Here is a 19,196-nt window from a genome sequence, read left to right as displayed (position 1 = left end):
CGCTGGGGCCCGCGTGCGCGGGTTGGTCGGGGTGGCCCCCCCGGGGGCCGGGCGGCGGGCCGCGCCCCCCGCCCCGCCCCCACCTCGGGAGGTCTCCTGGACCGGTCAGGAGACCTCGACGTTCTCCAGCCGCACCGAGACGACCAGCGGATCGGGGATCTTGTGCCCGTCCTCGTCCCGGCTGTAGATCATCCGGGTGGTGGGGATGACCAGGCCGGACACCTCCTGGTGACCGGAGATGTAATGGGCCGCGGGAGTGTTCCCGGCGATCTCGACGCTGTAGTCACGCCTGCGGATCAAGCCCTGAGCGTCGACGTACACGATCTGCTCGGTGCTGAGGGTGGCGATGGTGTCGGGGAAGACGATGTGCAGACGCCGGAACTTCTCCCCGTCCTCCGTCCACGGATCGATCTCTTCCGTCCGCACACCGGGGTAGGTCAGGGAGAGCGGCTCCGCCAGGTAGGTCCACATGGCACTGCCCGAGAAGTAGGCGAGCTGCAGCCTGTTCCACGGAGTCATCAGATCGTGCCCCTCGAAGGAGGCGCGCGGGTCGGTGAGTTCCTCGATCACATGGCCGGCGGAGTCCTCCACCGCGACACGGTTGGCGGTGAACGACACGTGATGGTCGGGGTCGAAGAACGGCTTCTGGGTCACATGTTCGCGACGCAGGTCGACGGTGACGTCGACGTCGTTCAGGGCACCGGGGTGCCCCTTCATTCCCCACAGCGCGCCGCCGAAGAACTGCCGGGCGGTGATCCGGTTGGCCTCTTCCCAGCGGGAACGGCCGCCGTAGACGTCGAAGATGGTGCTGAGCAGGTCGGACATGGTGTTCTCCTGATGAAGCGGTGCGGTTCAGCCGAGGAAGGCGTTGACGTCCTTGGCTACTTCGGCCGGATACTGGAAAAGTGACGCGTGGGCCGCGTCGGGGTAGATGCGGAGCTGTGCGTCCGGGATCAGACCGACGAGCGTGTGGCTGCCCTTGGTCGGAATCATGAGGTCGTTGTCACCCTGGATGACGAGGGTGGGGCATCGGATGCCGGTCAGGCGCTGCAGCGCGGAGTGGTCGGGGATACCCCACTCCAGTACGGCGTCGTACTGGGCGTCGCGCGAGGCGAGACTGCTGGGTACGTCCCGGCCCTCGGTGCGGGCCATGAACCGGCCGAGGAACTCCACGCCCTTGGCCTGGCTGGTCTCGGTGTGGGCGAAGAAGATGTATAGCAGGTCCTCGCCCGTGGGCACCTCGGCGCGGGCGTGCGTCTCGATGTCCTTGCGCCAGCCGTGCATGCCGGGCGCACCCTTCGGGCCGGTCCCGGCGAGGATCAGGCGGCGGATCAAGCGCGGCCGGATCAGCGCCATGTCCTGCGCGGCGAAGCCACCGATGGAGAAACCGAGCAGGTCGATCTCGTCCAGATCCAGCGCGGCGGTGAAGGTGATCATCTGCTGCGCCATCTCGGCGATCGTCGCCGCCGGCGTACCGGTGGAGGACGCGACACCCGGATAGTCGACCAGGATGACCTCGCGCTCGGAGGCCAGTGCGTCGACCAGCGCGGGGTCCCAGTTGTCGAGGTTGCCCGTGAAGTGCTGCAGCATGACGAGCGGCACCCCGCCGTCGGGGCCGAGCCGCCGGTAGGCGTAGCGGACACCGTCGGCCTCGACGAACCGGGTGGGTGCGGTGTGGTGCGTAACGGTGGTCATGTGTGGTTCTCCCTGCTGGAACGGAGTGGGAATCCTTCGGATGGTGGCGCGCGCGGGGCGGCTTCTCGCGGGCTCACCGTCCGTTCCATGGCGGTTTGCGCCGGCGGCTCGAGGCGATCCTGTCGCCGGGCCACGTCCTGCCACGTACTCAGCATGGGGTCGCGAAGTGGAAACTTTGTGGTGCATGTCTTGACCGCTCCGGCGGGCCCTGGATGTGGGGTCACATGACTGATGCTGGTGACGTGTGTCGCGGGAAAGCCTGGCGTGAGCATGCAGGGACTACTGCGAGCACGTCATTCGGGGGTGACCAGCCGGCATGTCGCCTATGTTGCCGCCCGCGGCTGGATCGATCGGCTCCCGGATCGACGGGACAGGTACGCGCGCATCGTGCGCCTCACGCCGTCCGGCGTAGGCCGGCTCGAGGACCTGTCGCGACAGTCCACGCACCTCGTCGCCGAACGACTGAGCCACTGGACCGACGACGAGGTCGGTCAACTCAGCCGCTTGATGGCCCGGTTGCGGGCCAGCTTCGGCTGACATCGGCCGGCCCCACAGCGCCTACCCCAAGCCAAGGACCACCAGAGATGTCATGTTCGGGCAGAAGTGTTGCACGTTGGTGCCCTTGCATTGGCGGACGTGAGGGCTTCCCGCGCACGTGGGGCAACGTGTGCGCGGCGGCATCTGACATGTGCGGCGCGCCGTCTGCAAGAAGAGCCGGAAAGGAAGCGGGACGATGTGAACATCGCGATTACAGCCGGGGTGACGGCAGGCATCACGGAAAGCGGAGTGCTCACCTTGATGTCACCTCATGGTGCGCCCTACTTCTACGCGCCCGAGGCCAGCGCCATATGGATCGCCCTGCGTCAGTCGGGCGGCGATGTGCATGCCGCCGCCGCGGAACTGGCAGCCGCGTGCGAAGTCGATGTCCGGGAAGCTCACCAACTGATCGAGCAGTATGTGACCGTCTGGCAGCAGGCCGGATTGGTGTGCACGTCGATCGTGCCCGGTTCCGGCTGAGCGTCTGACACGCCGCGCCCGTTACTCGTTGGCCGAGTCTTCGCGTCGGCCGCCGCCGCACGTCACTGAGCCCGGTCGCGTTACGCGACCGGGCTCTCGTGCGGTCACTCGCAAGCGTCGTGACGTATACAGACATGAACGAGGTCTCGTTGGTGCTCCCTTCGCGTGTGACGGCGTACATGTCGTCCGCATCGAGACGCCGCAACTCCTCAGCGATGAGTTCGGAGGTGGAGCGGACCTTCAGGGCAAGGATGCGCGTGGGCTGGTCGACGAGGATCTCGCCGCCGTCGGTACCCAGGCGTACGGCGGTGACGGCCGGCCATCGCTGATCCTCCGGTCGACGCTCACGCCGAGCCCGGCTGGAGCCGCTGGAGGACCGCTGGCAAGGACTTCGGCGGCACGGAGAAGCAGAGGCCGGAGTTGCCTCCTGTGCCCTGCGCCTTGTCCAACTCCTCTATGGTGCAGCGCAACCGTTCGAAGGCTTCGTCGTCATCGAAGGCTCCATGGACGAAACGCCTGCCCTGGACGAGCTGCCGCCAGACCTCCTCACGGAACGAGCTACGGGCGTTCACCTTGACGGCGTCGTGCACGACTTGGGCGAAGTCCTCGTGCTCCCAGTCCCGGCGGGCGAAACCGACGAGTGAGAAACCCGGCGGCAGCAGACCCCGGTTGGCGAGGTCGTACACGGCGGGTATGAGTTTCTTGCGGCACAGATCGCCGGTGACGCCGAAGATGACCTGGCCCCGCCGGGCCCGCGATACGTGGAAGCCAACGGTCTACGAGGTCCCGCAGCGGGTTACCGTTCGGCCGGCTCATCGGAAAGGTCCTGCCTGGCGAACATCCCGTTCGCTGGGCACGTCAGGACCGGTAGTTCTCCACCTGCGACTGCGGGCGCGTGTGTGCCTCGTCAGGGTCTTCTCCGAACTCGGCCTTGGCCCGCCGTTGCCGCAGCAGGTCCCAGCACTGGTCCAGCTCACGTACGAGCTCCCTGAGCCTGCTGCGGTCCGCGGCGGTGGCCGCCGCGCTCGTGGCCAGGGTGTCCCGCAGGCGGCGTTCCTCGTCTGCCATCTCCGTGATCCGATGCAGTATTCGCTGGTCGGTTTCCATGGCGCGGTCTCCTTGTCGTTTGCGGCTGTTCGGCGGCGAGGCGTCAGCCACGGTTCTCCGCCTGGAACATCCAGCTCTGCTTCTCCAATGCCGCCGTCAACGAGATGAAGAGATCCTGCGTCACGGTGTCCGACCGGCCCGCCTCATCGATGCGGGTACGCATCCGGCCGACGAGGGTGGAGAAGATTTGAACGAGTGCCTCGACCACCTTTCCGTCCTCGATCCAGCCGGCGACGAAGGCGGGCAGACCGCTGTGCTCAGCGACCGTGACGGCCCGGCCGTCAGGGCTGACCCCCACCGCCGCCGCCCGTTCGGCGACCTGATCGGCGTAGTCCCGGGCCGTGGTCACCACCTCGTCGAGTTGCAGGTGGATGGCCCGAAAGCTTCGGCCGTAGACGTTCCAGTGCGCCTGCTTCGCCAAGAGGGACAGGTCCAGCAGATCCACCAGGGTGCTCTGCAGCAGGGCTCCGGTGGTGTCGCGATCGGTGTCGGTGAGTGAACCCGATATGACGGTCATGTGTGACTCTCTTCTTTTCCGGTGTCCTCCCGGCCGTGGTTGACGGTCCGGTCGGGGACCCCACCGATTCTTCTGCGGACACCTTCCAAGACGATCCGTTGATTGACTTACGACGTCCGCACATTCCCGTACACGGATGACTTACCGGGCTCGGCCACGCACCGTGCGCCCCGCACACTCCGGATGTGCCCCACACCTGCGCGGGGGCGGCGGCACGTGGTTTCAGGCGCGCAGAGCGTTCAGTGCCATGTTCAGGGAGCGTACGGCGGCGGTGTGGTCACCAGTCGCCTTGCCCCGGAGGCCGCCGCCTTCGAAGGCATCGATGAGGAAGGCCGCGAGGTCCTCGGCAGGCTCCTGTGACCGGATCTCTCCGGACTCCTGTCCTTCAGCGATCACGACAGCCAGCGCCTCGGTCCACCTGGCGAGGCTGAGGCGCACGGCGGAAGCCACTTCATCGCCTGCGGTCGGCACGTCGTTGGCCATGGTCATCAGAAGGCATCCGTATTCGACGCCCGTGGCCTCGGTCCGGCCGGCCTGGACTCCGAAGTGGGTCCGCAGCCGCTCGATCACGGAGCGGTCGCCGTCACCGAACATGCTGACATCGGTGTTCCGGGCGTACTGGCGGACGATTGCGGCGGCGAGTTCCTGCTTGCTCTTGAAGTGGTTGTAGAAGGAGCCCTTCGGCACGCCTGCAGCCTTGGTGATGTCCTGGACGCTGGCGCCGTTGAACCCTTGCTCACGAAACACGGTTTCCGCGTGTTCGACCAGCTTCCCTTTCACGCTCACTTGAGGCATCGCATCAATATGTCCGGCCTGCTTGGTGTTGTCAAAGGTGGTGGCGGGCGCCCGGACCGCAGGTGGTGGCCCCGCTCATCCACCGGAGACGGGGGGCACGGGCAGCCGCCAGATATCGGGGTGCGACGTACTCAGCCCCACCGCCGCGGCCCGGCAGGAGGCGACGAAATCCGCCAAGACGCTCGGCCGGTCGTCGCCGTGCCACACGACGCTCATCCGGTGGTGGAGGCCGTGCAACGGTACGAAGGCCACGTCCGAGTAGCCTGCGAAGCGGAAGGAGGTCGGCACGACGGACATCCCCAGACCGGCGGCGACAAGGTCAGGCACTGCCGAGGGAGCCGTGGGCACGGGCGTCAGCCGGACGTGAGCGGCGGCGGCCATCTCGTGCAGTGCGTCCCAGCAGTGCCCGCGTTCACGGACCGGGAAAAGTATCGGTTCATCGGTCAGCGCGGTCAGCGGCATCTCAGGCGCCCCGGCCCAGACGTGATGCCGCCCCAGGAGGGCACTGGCGCCCTCGTCGAGCAGGACCTGAACGTGATCGGCGCCGAGGTCGTCGCCCCAGGTCAGAGCCGCGTCCACGCGGCCGTCCCGCAGCGCGGCGGCGATGTCGCGGTCGTCGAGGCCCGCCACTGACACCTGCACGTCCGGGTGCGTGGAGCGGAAGTGACGCACTGCCTCGGCCAGCAGCCCACCGGGAGGACTGGGCAAGGGCGCCGAGATGTTCAGGGTCTTCACCTCGTACTGCCCCGCCGCTGCCGACCTGGCCAGGCGGACGAGCCGCCGGTTCTGGGCAATCGCGTTCTCGGCGTGCGACACCACGAGCCGCCCCACTGTGGTGAGTCGCGCGCCCCGCGACGTGCGTGTGAGCAGTGATACCCCCAGCAGGCGTTCGAGCTGCTGCACCTGCCTGCTCAGGGCCGACTGCGCAACCCTGAGCCTGTCCGCCGCACGGCCGAAGTGACCTTCCCGCGCGACGGCCACGAAAGCTCTCAGAAGGCGTGGGTCGATATCGGGTTCGGGACGTGTCACCTGATGTTCCGCCAGAGTGACGGGGGAGCGGTCTGTCATGTCGAACCTTTCTCGGCCTCTCGTACGGGATCCACTCGCCGGTAGCCGCATCCCGTTCCGGCATGAGTCGATGACGAATCGGTCTTGGACCGGGCGCAGTTGGTTCTGTTCGAATACGAGCAGAACCAACTGGAAGCGAGGAGAACCGTGACTTCCCTGTCCGGCAACATCACGACCCCTGCCATCACTACCCCCGATACGCAGAGGGCGGTGCAGTTTCTCGGCGGTCTGGTGCGCATGCGCGCGCAGGCGGCCGACACCGCCGGAGCCTACGCACTGCTGGAACACACCGGCGAACGCGGATACATGTCACCCCTGCACCTGCACGAGTCCGACGAGGAGACGTTTCTCATTCTGGACGGCACCCTTCGGGTCGAAGTCGGCAACGAGGTGCGCAGCGTGGGTGCGGGCGGGCTCGCTCTCCTGCCTCGTGGACTGGCGCACGGCTTCGTCGTGACCTCTCCGACGGCACGTTTTCTGACCCTGCACACACCGGGCGGGGGGTTCGACGCCTTCGTGGAGGAAGCAGGTGTCCCCTTCGACGGCCTCGTGCCGCCGGAGGCCGGCCCGGGTCCCGATCCGGAGGAACTGCAGAGGATGGCGGCGGCACACGGTATCCAGATCGTCGGTCCTCCTCTGGTGCCTTGAGTCCAGGCTAGGAGGCACCGTACGGGCAGGGCATCAGTCGTCTGACTGTGCTTCCTGGCGCGGGAAATGGCGCTGCCGACAGGGGACCACCGCTCGGTCGGGATCACATTGACAGATGAATATGACCGGTCATATTTTGGCTACGGCTGCCAAGCGGCTGTGTCCCGGAGCCGAGCCCACGATGTCCGGTTCAAGCGCCCATAGGGGCCGTAAGTCGGCTGTGGTGAAGAACGACCCACACGTTTGAGCGAGTGCACCGGACGGCGCGAGCGACCTTCGAACGAGTGAATCCACATGCCGATGCGGTGTCGAACCGACTGCCGCACTGGTGCAGAAAGGACGACATCCCATGTACGAACGCATCCTGGTCGCCATCGATCCGAGCGACGCTCGCCGGACAGCCCTGTCGACGGCCGGTGAGATGGCACGCCTGACGGGGGCCAAGGTTCACGTGGTCCACGTCGTGGCGTCCACCGTGGCAGCCGGCGCCGTGCTGGTCCTGGAGGAGGAGGACGAAGGGCAGGCGATCCTCAAGGAGTCGCTCGCCGCACTCCGCGACCTCGGTGTGCAGGCCGACGGGCACCTGGTTCGCGGGCTGACCCCCGAAGTGCCCGCGGCCATCTCCGCCGCGGCCGAGGACTTCAAGGCCGACCTGATGATCATCAGCCCCCACCACAGGAATTCGGTCTCCGCGTTCTTCAACCCCCGGGTGAGCGACGCCGTCGCCCACGGCAGCCGGATCGACATCCTCCTGGTGTCGGAGGGGGAAGCCAAGCAGTAACTCTCCTTTTCCCACCATCGCCAGCCACCGCCGACGCCGGCGTTCGGAACAGCGGGCACCTCGCCCGCCTCGCGTTCCGGACGCCGGCGTCAGTGCGTTGACACTTCGCGGTGGGAGTACACCGCTCCTCCTGTTATCCAAGCGGCAGTCATACGACCGATGACCGTGTCTTCCGGGTTCGCCAAGGTGTGAACCCAGCCCGCTCCACGACAGTAAGGACTGACCGGATGACTGAGTACGCAGGCCGGCTCGAACTCCTCACCATGCTCCATTTCCTTTCGGCTCCAGCGGAGCGGGGCGACATCGAGTGCAAGTTCACGTACAGCGCGGACGATCCCTTCGCGGTTCGCATGACGCTCCTCGTGCCCGCGGGCAGAGGTGTCACCTGGGTGGTCGGCCGGGACCTGCTGCGCCGGCGTCGAGCGCCTCAGTGGCGAAGGCGACTTCAAAGTGTGGCCCTGCAGAGGGCCGCGCGACAGGCCCTTGTTGTACCTGAGGATGGAAGCACCGGGAGGAAGCGCCACGTCCATGGCCGACCTGACGGTGCTTCGCCGATGGCTGGACGAGACCTACGCCATGGTTCCATCCGGCCGCGAAGGAACGTATCTGGACTGGAACGCCCTGACGGAGAGCCTGCTCCCGCCCGTCTGAGATTCTCGTGCCGTGTCGAGGTCCGGTACGGAAGGGTGGTCAAATGCCTGATGCCGGGGTTCGGCAGGGTCGGCAGACTCGGTGACGTACAGTGCTCCCGCTCGGTGGGAAGCACGCCCCCCACCGAAGGAACGAGATGTACATCGACGCACCGAACCAGACGGTCGACACTGCCAGCGGCCTCAGGTACGCCTACCGGCGCTGCGGTCCCTCCGGCTCGGAGCCACCGCTGCTTCTGCTGCCTCACCTGCGCGGCACGCTCGACAGCTGGGATCCGGCGCTGATCAACGCGCTGGCGACCGAGCGGGACGTCATCGCCTTCGACCACGCCGGTGTCGGTCTGAGTTCGGGAACGACACCGCGCACCATCAAGGACACAGCCGTCGACGCCCTCGCCTTCATGGCGGCCATCGGTGTGCGGCAGGTGGATGTACTGGGCTTTTCGATGGGGGGCTACACGGCCCAGGAGCTGGCGCTGCGTCGTCCTGCCGCGGTGCGCCGCATGGTTCTGGCCGCCACCGCTCCGCGAGGCGGCCCCGATATCCATGGCTGGCCGGGCGACATCATCGTCCGCTCCGACGTCGACGAGCCGAAATTCGAGGACTACCTCTACGCCTTCTTCAACCACACCTCGTCCAGCCAGCGCAGTGGCCTGGAGTTTCTGGGCAGGTACATCGAGCGCGAGCACGACCGGGACCTGCCCGTGAGCCGAGAAGCCAGGGAAGCGCAGTACGAGGCGATGGTCGAGTGGGGCGTCCCGGACGAGGAGGCCTTGGACCGGCTCGGGGCGATCAGGCAGCCGACGCTCGTAGCCCTCGGGGACCAGGACCGGGTCATACCGCCCCGCGTGTCGTACCTGCTGGCAAGCCTGCTGCCCGACGCAAGGGTGAGCACGTATCCCGATGCGGGCCACGGCTTCATGTTCCAGCACCACGCAACGTTCGCGCGGGAGGTGCTGGCCTTCCTGGCCGAGGACTCCCGGGACAGACCGGTACCAGTCGACTGACGGATGCTGACGTACTCCTCGCAGGGGCGATCGCCTCTGGTGTGGAGAGGATTGTCGTTGGTGGGTCGTACGGCTGAGCTCCGCGTCGGGAAGACCGCGCTGCTAGACGCCCTGACCGCACGCGGCGGGGCGGACGGACTGCGCTCGCTGCGGGCCGTCGGCGTGGAGAGCGAGCAGGAACTCGCGTTGTCCACGCGGCACCAGCTTCTCCACCCGCTCTTCGACCACCTGGCGGAGCACCCGGCCTTCCAGAGCGGCGTGCTGGAACAGGCCCTGTCCATCCGTGAGGGTCCGGCGCCCGGCCGCTTCGCGGTCTCGGCTGGATCGACCGTTCCAGTGACGAGGTGCTGACGTTCGTCGCCCGCAGGCTCAGCAGTTGCAGGGCGGCGTTCATCATGGCGGCCCGCGGCGCAGGGCACGGTGTCGTGGACCCGGCGGGACTGCCCGCCCTCCACATTGGCCCGCTGCCGGCCCCCGACGCGCTGACACTCATGGACAGCAGCCACCCGGGCTGGGTGCCTTCGAGGACGCCAACGGGGCGTGAGACACGCCCCGTTGACCTTCCGCTCCGTGGCTGCCGGTGTCACTTCTCCAGCAGTTGGGGGTACATGGTAGCGACGTCCGCGGCGAGGTTCGCCTTCACCTTGCGGGACATCCCGTCGGCGAGCACTTCGTGGGCGCCGCTCTCGATCCCCTCTAAGCGGTCTGGGTGATGTCAGCTGCGGTGTGGGTAGGCGTCCTGCGGGAGGGACGCGATGCCGAAGAACCTCCATCTCGAGCTGACCGATGATCAGCGTCGTGACCTGCGTGAGCTATTGGGCCGACGCGACCTGGCCCGGCATACCCGGCTGCGTGCGGAGTGCGTCCGGCTGCTCGACCGGGGAAGGACGGTGACCGAGGTCGCCGACCTGCTGGAGTGCAACCCGGTCACCGTCCGCCCCGCCGTCCACCGCTTCGAGAAGGGCGGGCCGGACACGCTGCCGGACGCGCCCCGGCCCGGCCGGCCCGCCAGGATCCCGGGGACCCAGGACCGCGCCGAGCTGGCCGACCTGCTGGACACATCGGCCGCCGCAGGGATCACCTGGACCGCCCCGGCGCTGCGTGACTGGCTCCGCGACGAGCGGGGCGTGGAAATCTCCGCGTACTGGCTGTGGGAACTGCTGCGCCGTGACGGCTTCCGCTGGAAACGCATGCGCGACAGCATCCGGCACCAGGCCGACCCCGTCCTCCAGCAGGCCGCCCGGGCCCAGCTGGGGGACTTGCGGCCTTGCGGCAGGCCGCCGACGCCGGACAACGCGACCTGATCTTCCTCGACGAGTCCGGGTTCGCTCCGACCATGCCCGCCGCGGATCCGGCGTCGCCGACGATGCGCAAGCTCTGCTCCGTCGCCTGACGCAGCAGCCGTCGCCGGGCGAGGACGGCGCGCAGGAGCAGGTCCGACAGTTCCGTCTCCTCGGCCATGAGCCTGCGGAAGGCTTCCGGTGGCACCCGGAGGACCGTGCCGCCGACGGTGACCTGTACGGTCAGGCCGCGTCGCTGTCCCGTGAGCAGATTGAGTTCGCCGGCGAACTGGCCGGGGCCGTGGGTCATGAACAGGTGTCCGTCACCGCCCTCGGACGAGGGGACGGTCGCTTCCAGCGTCGCTGTCTCACACAGGAAGAGGTCTACCGAGTCGTCCTCGACCCGGTGGAGAACCTGGCCTGCTCGGACGTCTTCGCGGCTCGCGTAGTGCGCGGCCCGGGCCAGTTGTCCGTCTGTCAGCCGCACTTCGGCGGCGAGGGCGAGATCGTCCGGACGGTCACCGATCTCGGGAAAAGAGGTTGCACACCTGCACGCGTGGACACTTATTGTGCCCGAACGGTACAGCCTCCGACGACGCAAACATGTGGAGCGACGCCGGAGTGTGTCGTCGTCGGGTGTCACAGTGCGCCGCTGCGGATGGCGTAGGCCACAGCGTGCGTCCGGTTGCGCAGGCGCAGCCGGGTGATCATGTCGTGCAGTACGTTCTTGATGGTGCGCTCGGAGTAGTTGAGACTTCCGGCGACCTCCGCCGTGCTCAGCCCCTCGGCCAGCAGCCGCAGAACGTCAAGCTCCCGTGTCGACAGATCGGCGGAGCCCGGCTGCTGTCCCGCCAGGGAGCGCAGGCGCTCGACGAGCGCCCGCACCAGCGTGGGAGGTAGCGACGCTTCCCCGCGCAACGCCCTGCGACCGGCACGCACGATGTCGGCGTAACCCACCCCGCCGCGCAGCATCACCCCGACCACACCTCGTTCGACCGCGTACATCAGGTGCCGTTCGCTGATGGCGTCCGCCACGAGCAGGACCGGCCTGACCCGGTCCCGGTCGAACTCGGCGCCCTCCGCGAACAGTCTGAGTGTCGCCGGGGTGACCGTGCGGGTCAGCACCACCCCGATGTCGGCGCTCTGACGTTCGTCCCAGGGCACAACACTTACCCCGGCGGTACCGCCGAGGCAGGCCTGGGCACCTTCCTCCGTCAGCTTGTCGCTCGCCGTCAGGGCGAACGTCACGGGGAGCGCGTCCGGATCATGTCTCCTGCCCGGCGCCCCCACCGCGGGTATGCCCGGCACAGATGTCAGGTGGAACCGGCTGATGGGACTTATGCGCTCCCGCACGGGTGCTTCGACGGCGTGGTCTGTCATGTGCGATCACCGGGTTCCTGCAGTGCGCGGTCGAGATAGTGGTGCTGTTGAGGCATGAGGCCTGCCTGAGATCTGACGCCTATTGCTTGGTCGCGGTCCCGATCGGGGATCGCTCTCACGTCGGCTGGGCGGCCCGTGCCGCGTGCCTGGAGTCCGGGCCGCCCGTGGACCGGTTGTGCCTACTTGGCGAGGAAGGCGAGGAGGGCCTCGTTGACTTCCTCGGCGTGGGTCCACAGCAGGCCGTGCGGTGCGCCGTCGACCTCGACGTAGTCGGCCTGGGGGAGTGCCTTGTGGAAGGGGCGGCCGGTCGAGTCGATGGGCAGGATGTTGTCGGCCGTACCGTGCAGGATCAGGGCCGGGACATCGATCTTGGGGATGTCGGCCCGGAAGTCGGTGGGCCAGGTGAGGGGAGCGGCCCAGGCGGCGTGCGATCCGCCCTGTGTGGCGACGTTCCAGCTGTTGCGGACGGCCTCTTCGCTGATGCGGGTGCCCAGGTTGTCGTCCAGGTTGTAGAAGTCGTTGTAGAACGACGTGAAGTAGGCGTAGCGGTCGTGCTTGGCGGTGTCGGAGACGCCCTGGAAGAAGTCGGCGGTCCCGGCTCCGGTGGGGTTCTCGTCCGTCTTGAGGAGGAAGGGCTCCAGGGAGGCGAGGAAGGCGGCCTTGGCGACCCGGGCGGATCCGTAGGTGGAGAGGTAGCGGGCGACCTCGCCGGTGCCCATGGAGAAGCCGACCAGCACCGCGCCGTGCAGGTCGAGCGTCTCGATGACGGTGTTGAGGTCGGCGGCGAAGGTGTCGTAGTCGTAGCCGGTGGTGGGCTGGCTGGACTGGCCGAAGCCGCGGCGGTCGTACGTGATGACGCGGTAGCCGGCGGCCAGGAGGGCCGTGGTCTGCTTCTCCCAGGAGTGGCCGTCGAGGGGGTAGCCGTGGATCAGGACGACGGGCCGGCCGGTGCCGTGGTCCTCGTAGTACAGCTCGATGTCGCTGGAGTTTTCCTGGCCGACGGTGATGAAAGACATGGCTGACCTTTCGAAAGACACTGTGCGGCGCGGACGCGCCGGGTGATGGACTCACCATGCCCCGGAGGCGTACACCCGCGAATCTGTCTAACGACTTACCTTTCGCCCCCGCGTCCGCGGCAGGGCGCCAGGACGGCCACGGAGTACGGAGTTTGAGCGTGTGATCCGGCCGGTTCCGGGGCGGGGGCGTCCGGCAGCGCAGCACCGGCCCCCGTGCTCGTGGGCCGGGCCGACCGGCCCACGAGCACGGGGGCCGTCAGCGAGGCGCCCGCCAGCGGTGCCCGGCCTTCACCCCGTGCAGTCACATGACTGATGCCGGTCCACGGCAGCCACCCGGCCGCGTGGTGTGCGCGGGCTCGTTCAGGATCGTCCACGTTCCTGAGGGCGTCGTTCCAGGTCCGTCGCGCGCCTGCCGGTGGTGGCGCAGTGAGCCTTCCGGGTCGCCGGGGTAGCGCAGGGCGCTGGTCAGGCCGTTGCGGGCACGGGCCGCGCCCTCCGTGTCCCCGCCTTCGGGCGGCGCCGGCCCCATCACGGTCGGCCGCTGCTCACGTGCTCAGCTGCGCTTGTTAGCTGCGCTGGCTCACTGCATAGCCCCCAGGACCCCGCAGCCGAGTAGCTGGCGAATCACTGCGGCGAACACGTGTGAGACCCTGGCGGCGGGCCGGTGGGCGGTTGCGAGGCCTGCTGGGGGTGTGGTCGCGACGCGGCGGCGGTCTGCTTAGCTGTGGCGATGAGCGAGTCAACGCCCCCATCACGCCCAGCCGTTGTTCCCGGGGAGCTTTTCCAGGATCCCTACGCCGTCTATGGCAGGCTCCGTGAGGAAGGGCCGGTCCACCAGATCACCGGCACGGACGGCCTTCCCGCCTGGCTGGTCACACGTTACGAGGACGTCCGCCAGGCCCTCTCCGACCCCCGACTGTCCCTGGACAAACGCCATGCGACCCCCGGCGGCTACCGGGGCATGGCCCTGCCGCCCGCGCTGGACGCCAACCTGCTCAACATGGACCCGCCGGACCACACACGTATCCGGCGCATGGTCTCCAAGGTCTTCACACACCGGCACGTGGAAAGGCTGCGTGCACCGGTCCGGCGCACCGCAGACACGCTGCTCGACGCCGTGGCCGACCAGGACGAGTTCGACCTGATCCCGTCCTATGCCGCCCCGCTGCCGATCATCGTCATAAGCGACCTCATCGGCGTGCCCTCGTCCCAGCGGCCCGATTTCCGGGCCTGGACCGACGCCCTGGTCGCCCCCGACCCGTTGCGGCCGGAGCGGGCCAGGGAGGCTGTGGGCCGTCTGCTGTCCTTCTTCACGCAGCTCATCGCCGACAAGCGTGCTCATCCGGCCGACGACCTGCTGTCCGCCCTGATCTCCGTGCGCGACCAGGAGGACCGGCTCAGCGAGAACGAACTGATGTCGCTGGCCTTCCTCATCCTGGTCGCCGGCTACGAGAACACGGTACACATGATCGGCAACGCGGTCGCGGCCCTTCTCGACCACCCTGACCAATTGTCGGCGCTGCGGGCGGACGCCGACTTGCTGGACCGGGCCGTCGAGGAACTGGCGCGCTACGACGGCCCGGCGCCGCTGGCCATCCGGCGCTTCCCGGTCGAGGACATCGTCATCGGCGACGTCACAGTGCCGGCCGGTGAGACGGTCCTGCTGTCGCTCGCCGCCGCTCACCGCGATCCGCGTCGGTTCACCAACCCCGACCGTCTGGACCTCGAGCGCGACGCTACCGGACACCTGGCGCTGGGACACGGCATCCATTACTGCCTCGGCGCTCCGCTGGCTCGTATGGAGACGGCCATCGCGCTCACCGCGCTGTTCGACCGTTTCCCGTGTCTCTCGCTCGCCGTTGCGGCGCGGGACCTGCGCCGGCGTCCGTCCATGCGGTCGCGTGGCCTGGTCGCGCTCCCGGTGCGCACGGCCGCCGCGGTGTGAGAGCGGCCGCCGACGGCGCGGAGCGCGGGAAGCGGCGTTGTCGAACGGCTGGAGGGGGAGGTGCCGCTGCCGTACGGGCACGCCGAGACCGTGACCACCAAGGTGGCCGAGACGTGTCCCGGCGTGTACGTGCGGTGGCGGCCCCGGTCAGTCGGTCCCCTGCCCAAGATGGCGCAGCGTCAGGTCGAGTTCCACGTCCACGTTCCGGCCGACCAGCAAGGACGGTCCGTATCCCAGGCCTGCGGTCCGCCTGGCCGCGCACGGTCCTGAAAGACCATGTTGCGCACGGCGGCAGGTGCCCGAAGCACCGCTACACGTGCCACTCCCAGGTGACCCGTTCGTAGAGCCGCTCAAAACCGGAACGGACCATGTTGTGCAGGGACGTGTTGCGCTCGCCGGGGCCTTCCGCACCAGTCTCGGCGACGAGCCAACGGCAGCCCGCAGCCTGAGCGGCCCGGGCGCGAGCGGTGAGCAGAGCGGTCTGGGCACCTCGGCCACGTTCCTCCGGGAGGGTCGCTCCGCCGAACATGTCGGCACAGTCACCGTTGAGGAAGAGGCTCCCGACCGCGATGATCCGCTCGCCCTCCCACACGGCGTACTGCCGCCAGTCTGGCCGGCCGACGCACGACGCCGCCATGTCCGTCATGGCGGCTGGCGTGGTGAAGCCGAAGGTGGTCATCATGACCGTCGCCCACTCGTGTGCCTGCGCCCGTTCGACGAGGCCGACCCGCAGCGTGGGGTCGAGTGCCGCTGTGCCGTCGGCCGCGGCCGACGCGGTCGCGGTCTCGCAGCCCAGCTTGACGAAGCGGCCGCCCTCGGTGAGGCCGAGCCGGGCCGCGGTTGCCGCCCAGTCCCGCGGCAGCAGCGAGGGAGCGATCATCAATGAGGCCCGGGTGACGCCCTGTTCACGGAAGTAGTCACACACCTGCGCGACGGCGTCCTCGGTGACCGGCTCGTCGGCGCCGAACCCCCCGGCTCGGACGAAGAAGCCACTGGGGTCGTGGCGGATCACCACCGTGAGCACGGAAGCGAAGCGCCGGGAACCGATGCCCAGCGTGGTGTGTACGGAGGGCGGCGCGCCGGTGACGAAGTCCGTGTACGCCGCTATCTCGGTGCGTTCGCCCAGGCCGATCGGCAGGGTTGTCCTCATGCGGTCTTTCCTGTCTTTCGCTCGTGTATGAAGGCTCGTACGGCCGCGCTGAAGGCGCTGGTCTCCTCGATGTGCCCAAAGTGACCGCTCCGGCGCAGTTCGTACAGCCGTGTGTCCGCGATTCCGGCGTCCAGCTCGTAGGCGAAGCGCGGCGGGCAGATGAAGTCGTCCACACCGACGAGCACCAGCGTCGGTGCCACGATCGTGCCGAGCCGGTCGCGCACGTCCCAGCTGACCGGGCGTCTGTGCTGATGCCAACCGGAAGGTCACGCGAATCATGTTGCGATCGACCCGAGCCGACGACCATTTCGCGTCCGACTCACCTTCACCAACCTGACCCTGACGCCGTTGAGGGCGCGTTACGAACCCCGTGTGCCGCAGTCAGGAGTGCGCCGCTTCGCCCAGGGCTACGTAGAGCTGGCGGCGGCTTTTGATCGCTAGCTTGGGGAACACTTTGTACAGGTGAGTGGCCACGGTGCGGTGTGAGAGATAGATCCGATCGGCGATTTCTCGGTTACTCAGTCCCGACGCGGCCAGTTGGGCGATCTGCAGTTCCTGCGGGGTCAGCGTGGCTACGGGGCCGAGCTTGGTTTTGCCAGGCACCGTCACTCCGGCGGCCCGGAGCTCGGCTGCGGCGCGGTCGGTGAACGCAGTCGCGCCGGCCGTGTCGAAAGCGGTCAAAGCGGTCGTCAGATGCGTGCGTGCATCCACGATCCGGCGGCGCCGTCGCAGCCATTCACCGTAGAGCAGATGGGTCCGGGCGAGTTCCAGCTCCGCGTCGAGCCCTTCGCTCTCGTTCAGTGCAGCCTGGAAACGGTCCTCGGTTTCGCTGTCGGTCCGTGCCAGCAAGGCATGAGCCCGGTGCACAAGCAGGCTGTCCAGCGGGGTGCCGAGTCTTCGGACCTGCTCTTCGATATCGTCCAGGACCGGCCGGGCGAGGTCTTGCTGATCACACCCGGCCGCCGCCTCGGCCAGATCTGCGACGGCCCAACGCCTGCTTGTCCGGTGCAATGACATGCGCAGCAGGTTCGGCAGGGCTTCGGTGTAGTTCGCCGCGCACAGCGCTGCCATTCCCGCCGCCCAGTGCGCGTCGTCATTCCACAGGATCAGGGGGTCCGCCGCCAGCAACTGGCGGGACCGGTCGAGAGCCTGCCGTGCGCGTTCCTCGTGTCCCTGCCACGCAAGCGCGCGGGCCAGGAACGCTGCCGCCGAGGCTGCGGTCATCGGTAGGTTCATGTCCTCGGCCATACGCAGCGCATTCTGCGCTGTGATCACCGCAGTCTGCAGGTTGCCCTGCTGAATCAGCAGGTGCGCCGCACCGCGCAGGCCCTCACATTCATCGGCCGATGAGTTCCGCCGCTGGGACTGGTTCTGCACAAGAGTCCAGCAGCGCAACGCGCCGGCCCGGTCGGAAACTGCCTCGGCGGCGAAAGCGAGCGACATGACCGGCAAAGGACTTCCATCAAAACGCTCGAAGAGGGCAGGAAGCCGTTGTTGCAGGCGCAATCCGTCGCCGACATCGTCGACCAGAGCCGTGGCGACGTCGATCAGTGGGTCGTCGCGGGTGTCGCCGAGGCCGCGGATGGCCGTTACGACGGCTTGGCGTGACGATTCGGCCAAGCCGTGCATGCGGCATTCGATGGCAGCTGCCCACAGCAACTCCCGCTGCCTGGCATCACCTGGGAGGTGCTTGCCCGCCAGGGCGACCAGTTCGACCGCTGACTGCCCGGGCAGGGACGCCGTCACCGCCAGCACGAACCGGGTGATCGCCAATGACTGCTCATCGGAGAGCTCCCCGGCGAGAGGTTCTGCCTCCTTCAGGATGCTGATGGCGACAGTCGTCAGTCCAGCGCCGCGCGCGATGTCCGCGGCCGCGGACAACCGTCGTACTCGGTCCTTCGGATCAGGTGAGAGCGCTGCTGCTTGCCGAAGCGCCGCGGCGGACTCGGCACCCGCGCCGCGCGCCAGGGTCTGTTCGGCCGCGCGTTCCAAGTCGGACGCCACACGTTCGTCGGGCCCGAACGTCGCCTCGGCTCGATGCCAGGCTGCCCGTGTCGGGTCGGTGGTGGCATGTGCCAGGGCGCGGTGTACGAGCGCGCGATCCGACAGCAGAGCGGCGCCGTACACGGTGGAGCGGATCAGCGGATGCCGCACGTGCAGCTGGCCGCCGCTCACGGTGACCAGGCCTGCCCGCTGCAGTGGTGCCAGCTCCTGCATGAAGTCCAGTTCGATGTCCTGGGTAGCCGCATGGATCTCGGCCATCGAGCCGTGCGAGGCCGCGATCAGCAGCAAGAGCAGACGAGACCCTTCTGACAGCGCCTCGAGTTGGGCCAGGAAAGCGTGCTCGACGCGCTGGCTGGTGGGCAGCGGCTCCCCCGAAAAGATCACTGCGTCGCTGGGGCTTTCCGCGAGCCCGGCGCTCAACTCGATGACCGCCAGCGGATTGCCGTTTGCCTGGTCGAGCACGCGCTCCTGCAGGTAAGCGTCGACCTCGCCGGTCGATTGCCGCAGTGTGTGCGCCAGCAGTTCCTGTGCGTCTCCGAGCTCAAGGGGGCCCAGCGACAATCGCGGCGTACCCTCCAGACGCACGCCCGAGCCGCCGAGGCCCGCCCGCTCGGCACACAACAACATCAACGGCGCATTGGTCAGCCGGCGCGCGACAAAGGCCAGGACGTCCAGCGAGGACTGATCGAGCCATTGCACGTCGTCGACCACGAGCAGCAGGCGCTGCTGGGCCGCGGCCTCCTCCAGCAGGCCCAGCACCGCGAGGCTGACCAGCAAACGGTCCGGGGCAGGCCCGTCCTCCAGACCGAACGAGGTCATGAGCGCGCTGTGCTGTCGACGCGGCAACGTGGCGGCCTGCCCCAGCAGCGGATGGATCAGTTCATGAATCCCGGCGAATCCGACCTCGGTCTGGCTCTGCAGGCCCGAGCAACCGAGCAGGCGGTAGCCGTCGGCTGCTGCCCGTTCGGCGGCAGACGCCAGGAGCGTGGACTTACCGATGCCCGCTTCACCGTCGAGGGGCGCCGCCCCCCCCCCGCGCGGGGGGGGGGGGGGGGGGTTGGGGGGGGGGGGGGGGTAGGGGGGGGGGGCGCGAAAAAACATTACAACCAAGCCTTGTTGGTTTGTTTTGTCGTGGG

The 19,196-nt window shown here is 68.2% G+C and carries 19 protein-coding genes and 6 pseudogenes; 9 read left to right on the top strand and 16 right to left on the bottom strand.

What is annotated here, in order from left to right; all coding sequences use genetic code 11:
* Positions 1 to 105: 105 nt before the first annotated feature.
* Positions 106 to 825, bottom strand: coding sequence for a hypothetical protein (locus ACFYO2_RS40675; protein WP_388360011.1), 720 nt, complete (start codon positions 823 to 825; stop codon positions 106 to 108).
* 27 nt (positions 826 to 852) lie between these two features.
* On the bottom strand, positions 853 to 1,695 hold the full coding sequence (locus ACFYO2_RS40670; RefSeq protein WP_388360010.1) for an alpha/beta fold hydrolase: 843 nt from the start codon (positions 1,693 to 1,695) through the stop codon (positions 853 to 855).
* 303 nt (positions 1,696 to 1,998) lie between these two features.
* On the opposite strand from ACFYO2_RS40670, the gene ACFYO2_RS40665 reads away from it, so the two are divergent.
* The gene (locus ACFYO2_RS40665; protein WP_388360008.1) at positions 1,999 to 2,232 is read left to right on the top strand and encodes a hypothetical protein; all 234 of its coding nucleotides are present in this window, start codon (positions 1,999 to 2,001) and stop codon (positions 2,230 to 2,232) included.
* A 198-nt stretch (positions 2,233 to 2,430) separates the two neighbouring features.
* Complete coding sequence (locus ACFYO2_RS40660) at positions 2,431 to 2,712, top strand: PqqD family peptide modification chaperone (protein ID WP_388360006.1); 282 nt, start codon at positions 2,431 to 2,433, stop codon at positions 2,710 to 2,712.
* 145 nt (positions 2,713 to 2,857) lie between these two features.
* On the opposite strand, the pseudogene ACFYO2_RS40655 reads toward ACFYO2_RS40660, so the two are convergent.
* The 7 genes and pseudogenes from ACFYO2_RS40655 to ACFYO2_RS40625 form a co-directional block, all read right to left on the bottom strand.
* Positions 2,858 to 3,111: pseudogene (locus tag ACFYO2_RS40655) on the bottom strand (OpcA/G6PD domain-containing protein); the annotation flags it as partial.
* Positions 3,072 to 3,528 (bottom strand): annotated as a pseudogene (locus ACFYO2_RS40650) (glucose-6-phosphate dehydrogenase); the annotation flags it as partial. The pseudogenes ACFYO2_RS40650 and ACFYO2_RS40655, both read right to left, overlap by 40 nt.
* 42 nt (positions 3,529 to 3,570) lie before the next feature.
* Positions 3,571 to 3,819, bottom strand: coding sequence for a DUF2630 family protein (locus tag ACFYO2_RS40645; protein WP_388360003.1), 249 nt, complete (start codon positions 3,817 to 3,819; stop codon positions 3,571 to 3,573).
* A gap of 43 nt (positions 3,820 to 3,862) precedes the next feature.
* Complete coding sequence (locus tag ACFYO2_RS40640) at positions 3,863 to 4,336, bottom strand: DNA starvation/stationary phase protection protein (RefSeq protein WP_388360001.1); 474 nt, start codon at positions 4,334 to 4,336, stop codon at positions 3,863 to 3,865.
* 222 nt (positions 4,337 to 4,558) lie between these two features.
* On the bottom strand, positions 4,559 to 5,131 hold the full coding sequence (locus tag ACFYO2_RS40635; protein ID WP_388359998.1) for a TetR/AcrR family transcriptional regulator: 573 nt from the start codon (positions 5,129 to 5,131) through the stop codon (positions 4,559 to 4,561).
* A 75-nt stretch (positions 5,132 to 5,206) separates the two neighbouring features.
* The gene (locus ACFYO2_RS40630) at positions 5,207 to 5,950 is read right to left on the bottom strand and encodes a LysR family substrate-binding domain-containing protein (RefSeq protein ID WP_388360101.1); all 744 of its coding nucleotides are present in this window, start codon (positions 5,948 to 5,950) and stop codon (positions 5,207 to 5,209) included.
* A 15-nt stretch (positions 5,951 to 5,965) separates the two neighbouring features.
* Positions 5,966 to 6,199 (bottom strand): annotated as a pseudogene (locus ACFYO2_RS40625) (LysR family transcriptional regulator); the annotation flags it as partial.
* An 84-nt stretch (positions 6,200 to 6,283) separates the two neighbouring features.
* On the opposite strand from ACFYO2_RS40625, the gene ACFYO2_RS40620 reads away from it, so the two are divergent.
* From ACFYO2_RS40620 to ACFYO2_RS40600, 5 genes and pseudogenes are all read left to right on the top strand, one after another.
* Complete coding sequence (locus ACFYO2_RS40620; protein WP_388359995.1) at positions 6,284 to 6,847, top strand: cupin domain-containing protein; 564 nt, start codon at positions 6,284 to 6,286, stop codon at positions 6,845 to 6,847.
* A 349-nt stretch (positions 6,848 to 7,196) separates the two neighbouring features.
* Positions 7,197 to 7,628, top strand: coding sequence for a universal stress protein (locus tag ACFYO2_RS40615; RefSeq protein WP_388359992.1), 432 nt, complete (start codon positions 7,197 to 7,199; stop codon positions 7,626 to 7,628).
* A 227-nt stretch (positions 7,629 to 7,855) separates the two neighbouring features.
* Positions 7,856 to 8,279 (top strand): annotated as a pseudogene (locus tag ACFYO2_RS40610) (SsgA family sporulation/cell division regulator).
* A gap of 136 nt (positions 8,280 to 8,415) precedes the next feature.
* Positions 8,416 to 9,285, top strand: a complete 870-nt coding sequence (locus ACFYO2_RS40605) for an alpha/beta fold hydrolase (protein ID WP_388359989.1) — start codon at positions 8,416 to 8,418, stop codon at positions 9,283 to 9,285.
* A 60-nt stretch (positions 9,286 to 9,345) separates the two neighbouring features.
* The gene (locus ACFYO2_RS40600) at positions 9,346 to 9,636 is read left to right on the top strand and encodes a hypothetical protein (RefSeq protein ID WP_388359987.1); all 291 of its coding nucleotides are present in this window, start codon (positions 9,346 to 9,348) and stop codon (positions 9,634 to 9,636) included.
* A gap of 232 nt (positions 9,637 to 9,868) precedes the next feature.
* Here ACFYO2_RS40600 and ACFYO2_RS40595 read toward each other — a convergent pair.
* Positions 9,869 to 9,985, bottom strand: a pseudogene (locus ACFYO2_RS40595) (short-chain dehydrogenase); the annotation flags it as partial.
* Between the two features lie 55 nt (positions 9,986 to 10,040).
* On the opposite strand from ACFYO2_RS40595, the gene ACFYO2_RS40590 reads away from it, so the two are divergent.
* Complete coding sequence (locus ACFYO2_RS40590) at positions 10,041 to 10,589, top strand: helix-turn-helix domain-containing protein (protein ID WP_388359984.1); 549 nt, start codon at positions 10,041 to 10,043, stop codon at positions 10,587 to 10,589.
* A gap of 160 nt (positions 10,590 to 10,749) precedes the next feature.
* Here ACFYO2_RS40590 and ACFYO2_RS40585 read toward each other — a convergent pair.
* From ACFYO2_RS40585 to ACFYO2_RS40575, 3 genes and pseudogenes are all read right to left on the bottom strand, one after another.
* Positions 10,750 to 11,052: pseudogene (locus ACFYO2_RS40585) on the bottom strand (cyclic nucleotide-binding domain-containing protein); the annotation flags it as partial.
* A 152-nt stretch (positions 11,053 to 11,204) separates the two neighbouring features.
* The gene (locus ACFYO2_RS40580) at positions 11,205 to 11,945 is read right to left on the bottom strand and encodes a LuxR C-terminal-related transcriptional regulator (protein ID WP_388359981.1); all 741 of its coding nucleotides are present in this window, start codon (positions 11,943 to 11,945) and stop codon (positions 11,205 to 11,207) included.
* A 179-nt stretch (positions 11,946 to 12,124) separates the two neighbouring features.
* A complete protein-coding gene (locus tag ACFYO2_RS40575) occupies positions 12,125 to 12,961 on the bottom strand; it encodes an alpha/beta fold hydrolase (RefSeq protein WP_388359979.1) in 837 nt (278 codons plus the stop codon).
* Positions 12,962 to 13,691: 730 nt separating this feature from the next.
* On the opposite strand from ACFYO2_RS40575, the gene ACFYO2_RS40570 reads away from it, so the two are divergent.
* Positions 13,692 to 14,906, top strand: a complete 1,215-nt coding sequence (locus ACFYO2_RS40570; protein WP_388359976.1) for a cytochrome P450 — start codon at positions 13,692 to 13,694, stop codon at positions 14,904 to 14,906.
* A gap of 310 nt (positions 14,907 to 15,216) precedes the next feature.
* On the opposite strand, the gene ACFYO2_RS40565 is transcribed toward ACFYO2_RS40570, so the two are convergent.
* The 3 genes from ACFYO2_RS40565 to ACFYO2_RS40555 form a co-directional block, all read right to left on the bottom strand.
* Complete coding sequence (locus tag ACFYO2_RS40565; protein ID WP_388359973.1) at positions 15,217 to 16,056, bottom strand: GNAT family N-acetyltransferase; 840 nt, start codon at positions 16,054 to 16,056, stop codon at positions 15,217 to 15,219.
* On the bottom strand, positions 16,053 to 16,280 hold the full coding sequence (locus ACFYO2_RS40560; RefSeq protein ID WP_388359971.1) for an alpha/beta fold hydrolase: 228 nt from the start codon (positions 16,278 to 16,280) through the stop codon (positions 16,053 to 16,055). The genes ACFYO2_RS40565 and ACFYO2_RS40560 overlap by 4 nt, the downstream gene beginning before the upstream one ends.
* Before the next feature lie 157 nt (positions 16,281 to 16,437).
* Positions 16,438 to 19,161 carry a LuxR C-terminal-related transcriptional regulator gene (locus tag ACFYO2_RS40555; protein WP_388360098.1) on the bottom strand — a complete coding sequence of 908 codons (2,724 nt, stop codon included), beginning with the start codon at positions 19,159 to 19,161 and terminating at the stop codon, positions 16,438 to 16,440.
* Between the last annotated feature and the right edge of the window lie 35 nt (positions 19,162 to 19,196).

The organism is Streptomyces sp. NPDC006602 (assembly GCF_042870385.1).
Classification (GTDB): domain Bacteria; phylum Actinomycetota; class Actinomycetes; order Streptomycetales; family Streptomycetaceae; genus Streptomyces.
This window is presented reverse-complemented; position numbering and strand designations above follow the sequence as displayed.

Excerpts from the sequence above, each read along its gene's own strand:
- ACFYO2_RS40675 (WP_388360011.1), bottom strand. The coding sequence starts at position 825 with ATGTCCGACCTGCTCAGCACCATCTTCGACGTCTACGGCGGCCGTTCC.
- ACFYO2_RS40670 (WP_388360010.1), bottom strand. The coding sequence starts at position 1,695 with ATGACCACCGTTACGCACCACACCGCACCCACCCGGTTCGTCGAGGCC.
- ACFYO2_RS40645 (WP_388360003.1), bottom strand. The coding sequence starts at position 3,819 with ATGGAAACCGACCAGCGAATACTGCATCGGATCACGGAGATGGCAGAC.
- ACFYO2_RS40640 (WP_388360001.1), bottom strand. The coding sequence starts at position 4,336 with ATGACCGTCATATCGGGTTCACTCACCGACACCGATCGCGACACCACC.
- ACFYO2_RS40635 (WP_388359998.1), bottom strand. The coding sequence starts at position 5,131 with ATGCCTCAAGTGAGCGTGAAAGGGAAGCTGGTCGAACACGCGGAAACC.
- ACFYO2_RS40615 (WP_388359992.1), top strand. The coding sequence starts at position 7,197 with ATGTACGAACGCATCCTGGTCGCCATCGATCCGAGCGACGCTCGCCGG.
- ACFYO2_RS40605 (WP_388359989.1), top strand. The coding sequence starts at position 8,416 with ATGTACATCGACGCACCGAACCAGACGGTCGACACTGCCAGCGGCCTC.
- ACFYO2_RS40590 (WP_388359984.1), top strand. The coding sequence starts at position 10,041 with ATGCCGAAGAACCTCCATCTCGAGCTGACCGATGATCAGCGTCGTGAC.
- ACFYO2_RS40580 (WP_388359981.1), bottom strand. The coding sequence starts at position 11,945 with ATGACAGACCACGCCGTCGAAGCACCCGTGCGGGAGCGCATAAGTCCC.
- ACFYO2_RS40575 (WP_388359979.1), bottom strand. The coding sequence starts at position 12,961 with ATGTCTTTCATCACCGTCGGCCAGGAAAACTCCAGCGACATCGAGCTG.
- ACFYO2_RS40570 (WP_388359976.1), top strand. The coding sequence starts at position 13,692 with ATGAGCGAGTCAACGCCCCCATCACGCCCAGCCGTTGTTCCCGGGGAG.
- ACFYO2_RS40565 (WP_388359973.1), bottom strand. The coding sequence starts at position 16,056 with ATGAGGACAACCCTGCCGATCGGCCTGGGCGAACGCACCGAGATAGCG.
- ACFYO2_RS40555 (WP_388360098.1), bottom strand. The coding sequence starts at position 19,161 with ATGTTTTTTCGCGCCCCCCCCCCCTACCCCCCCCCCCCCCCCAACCCC.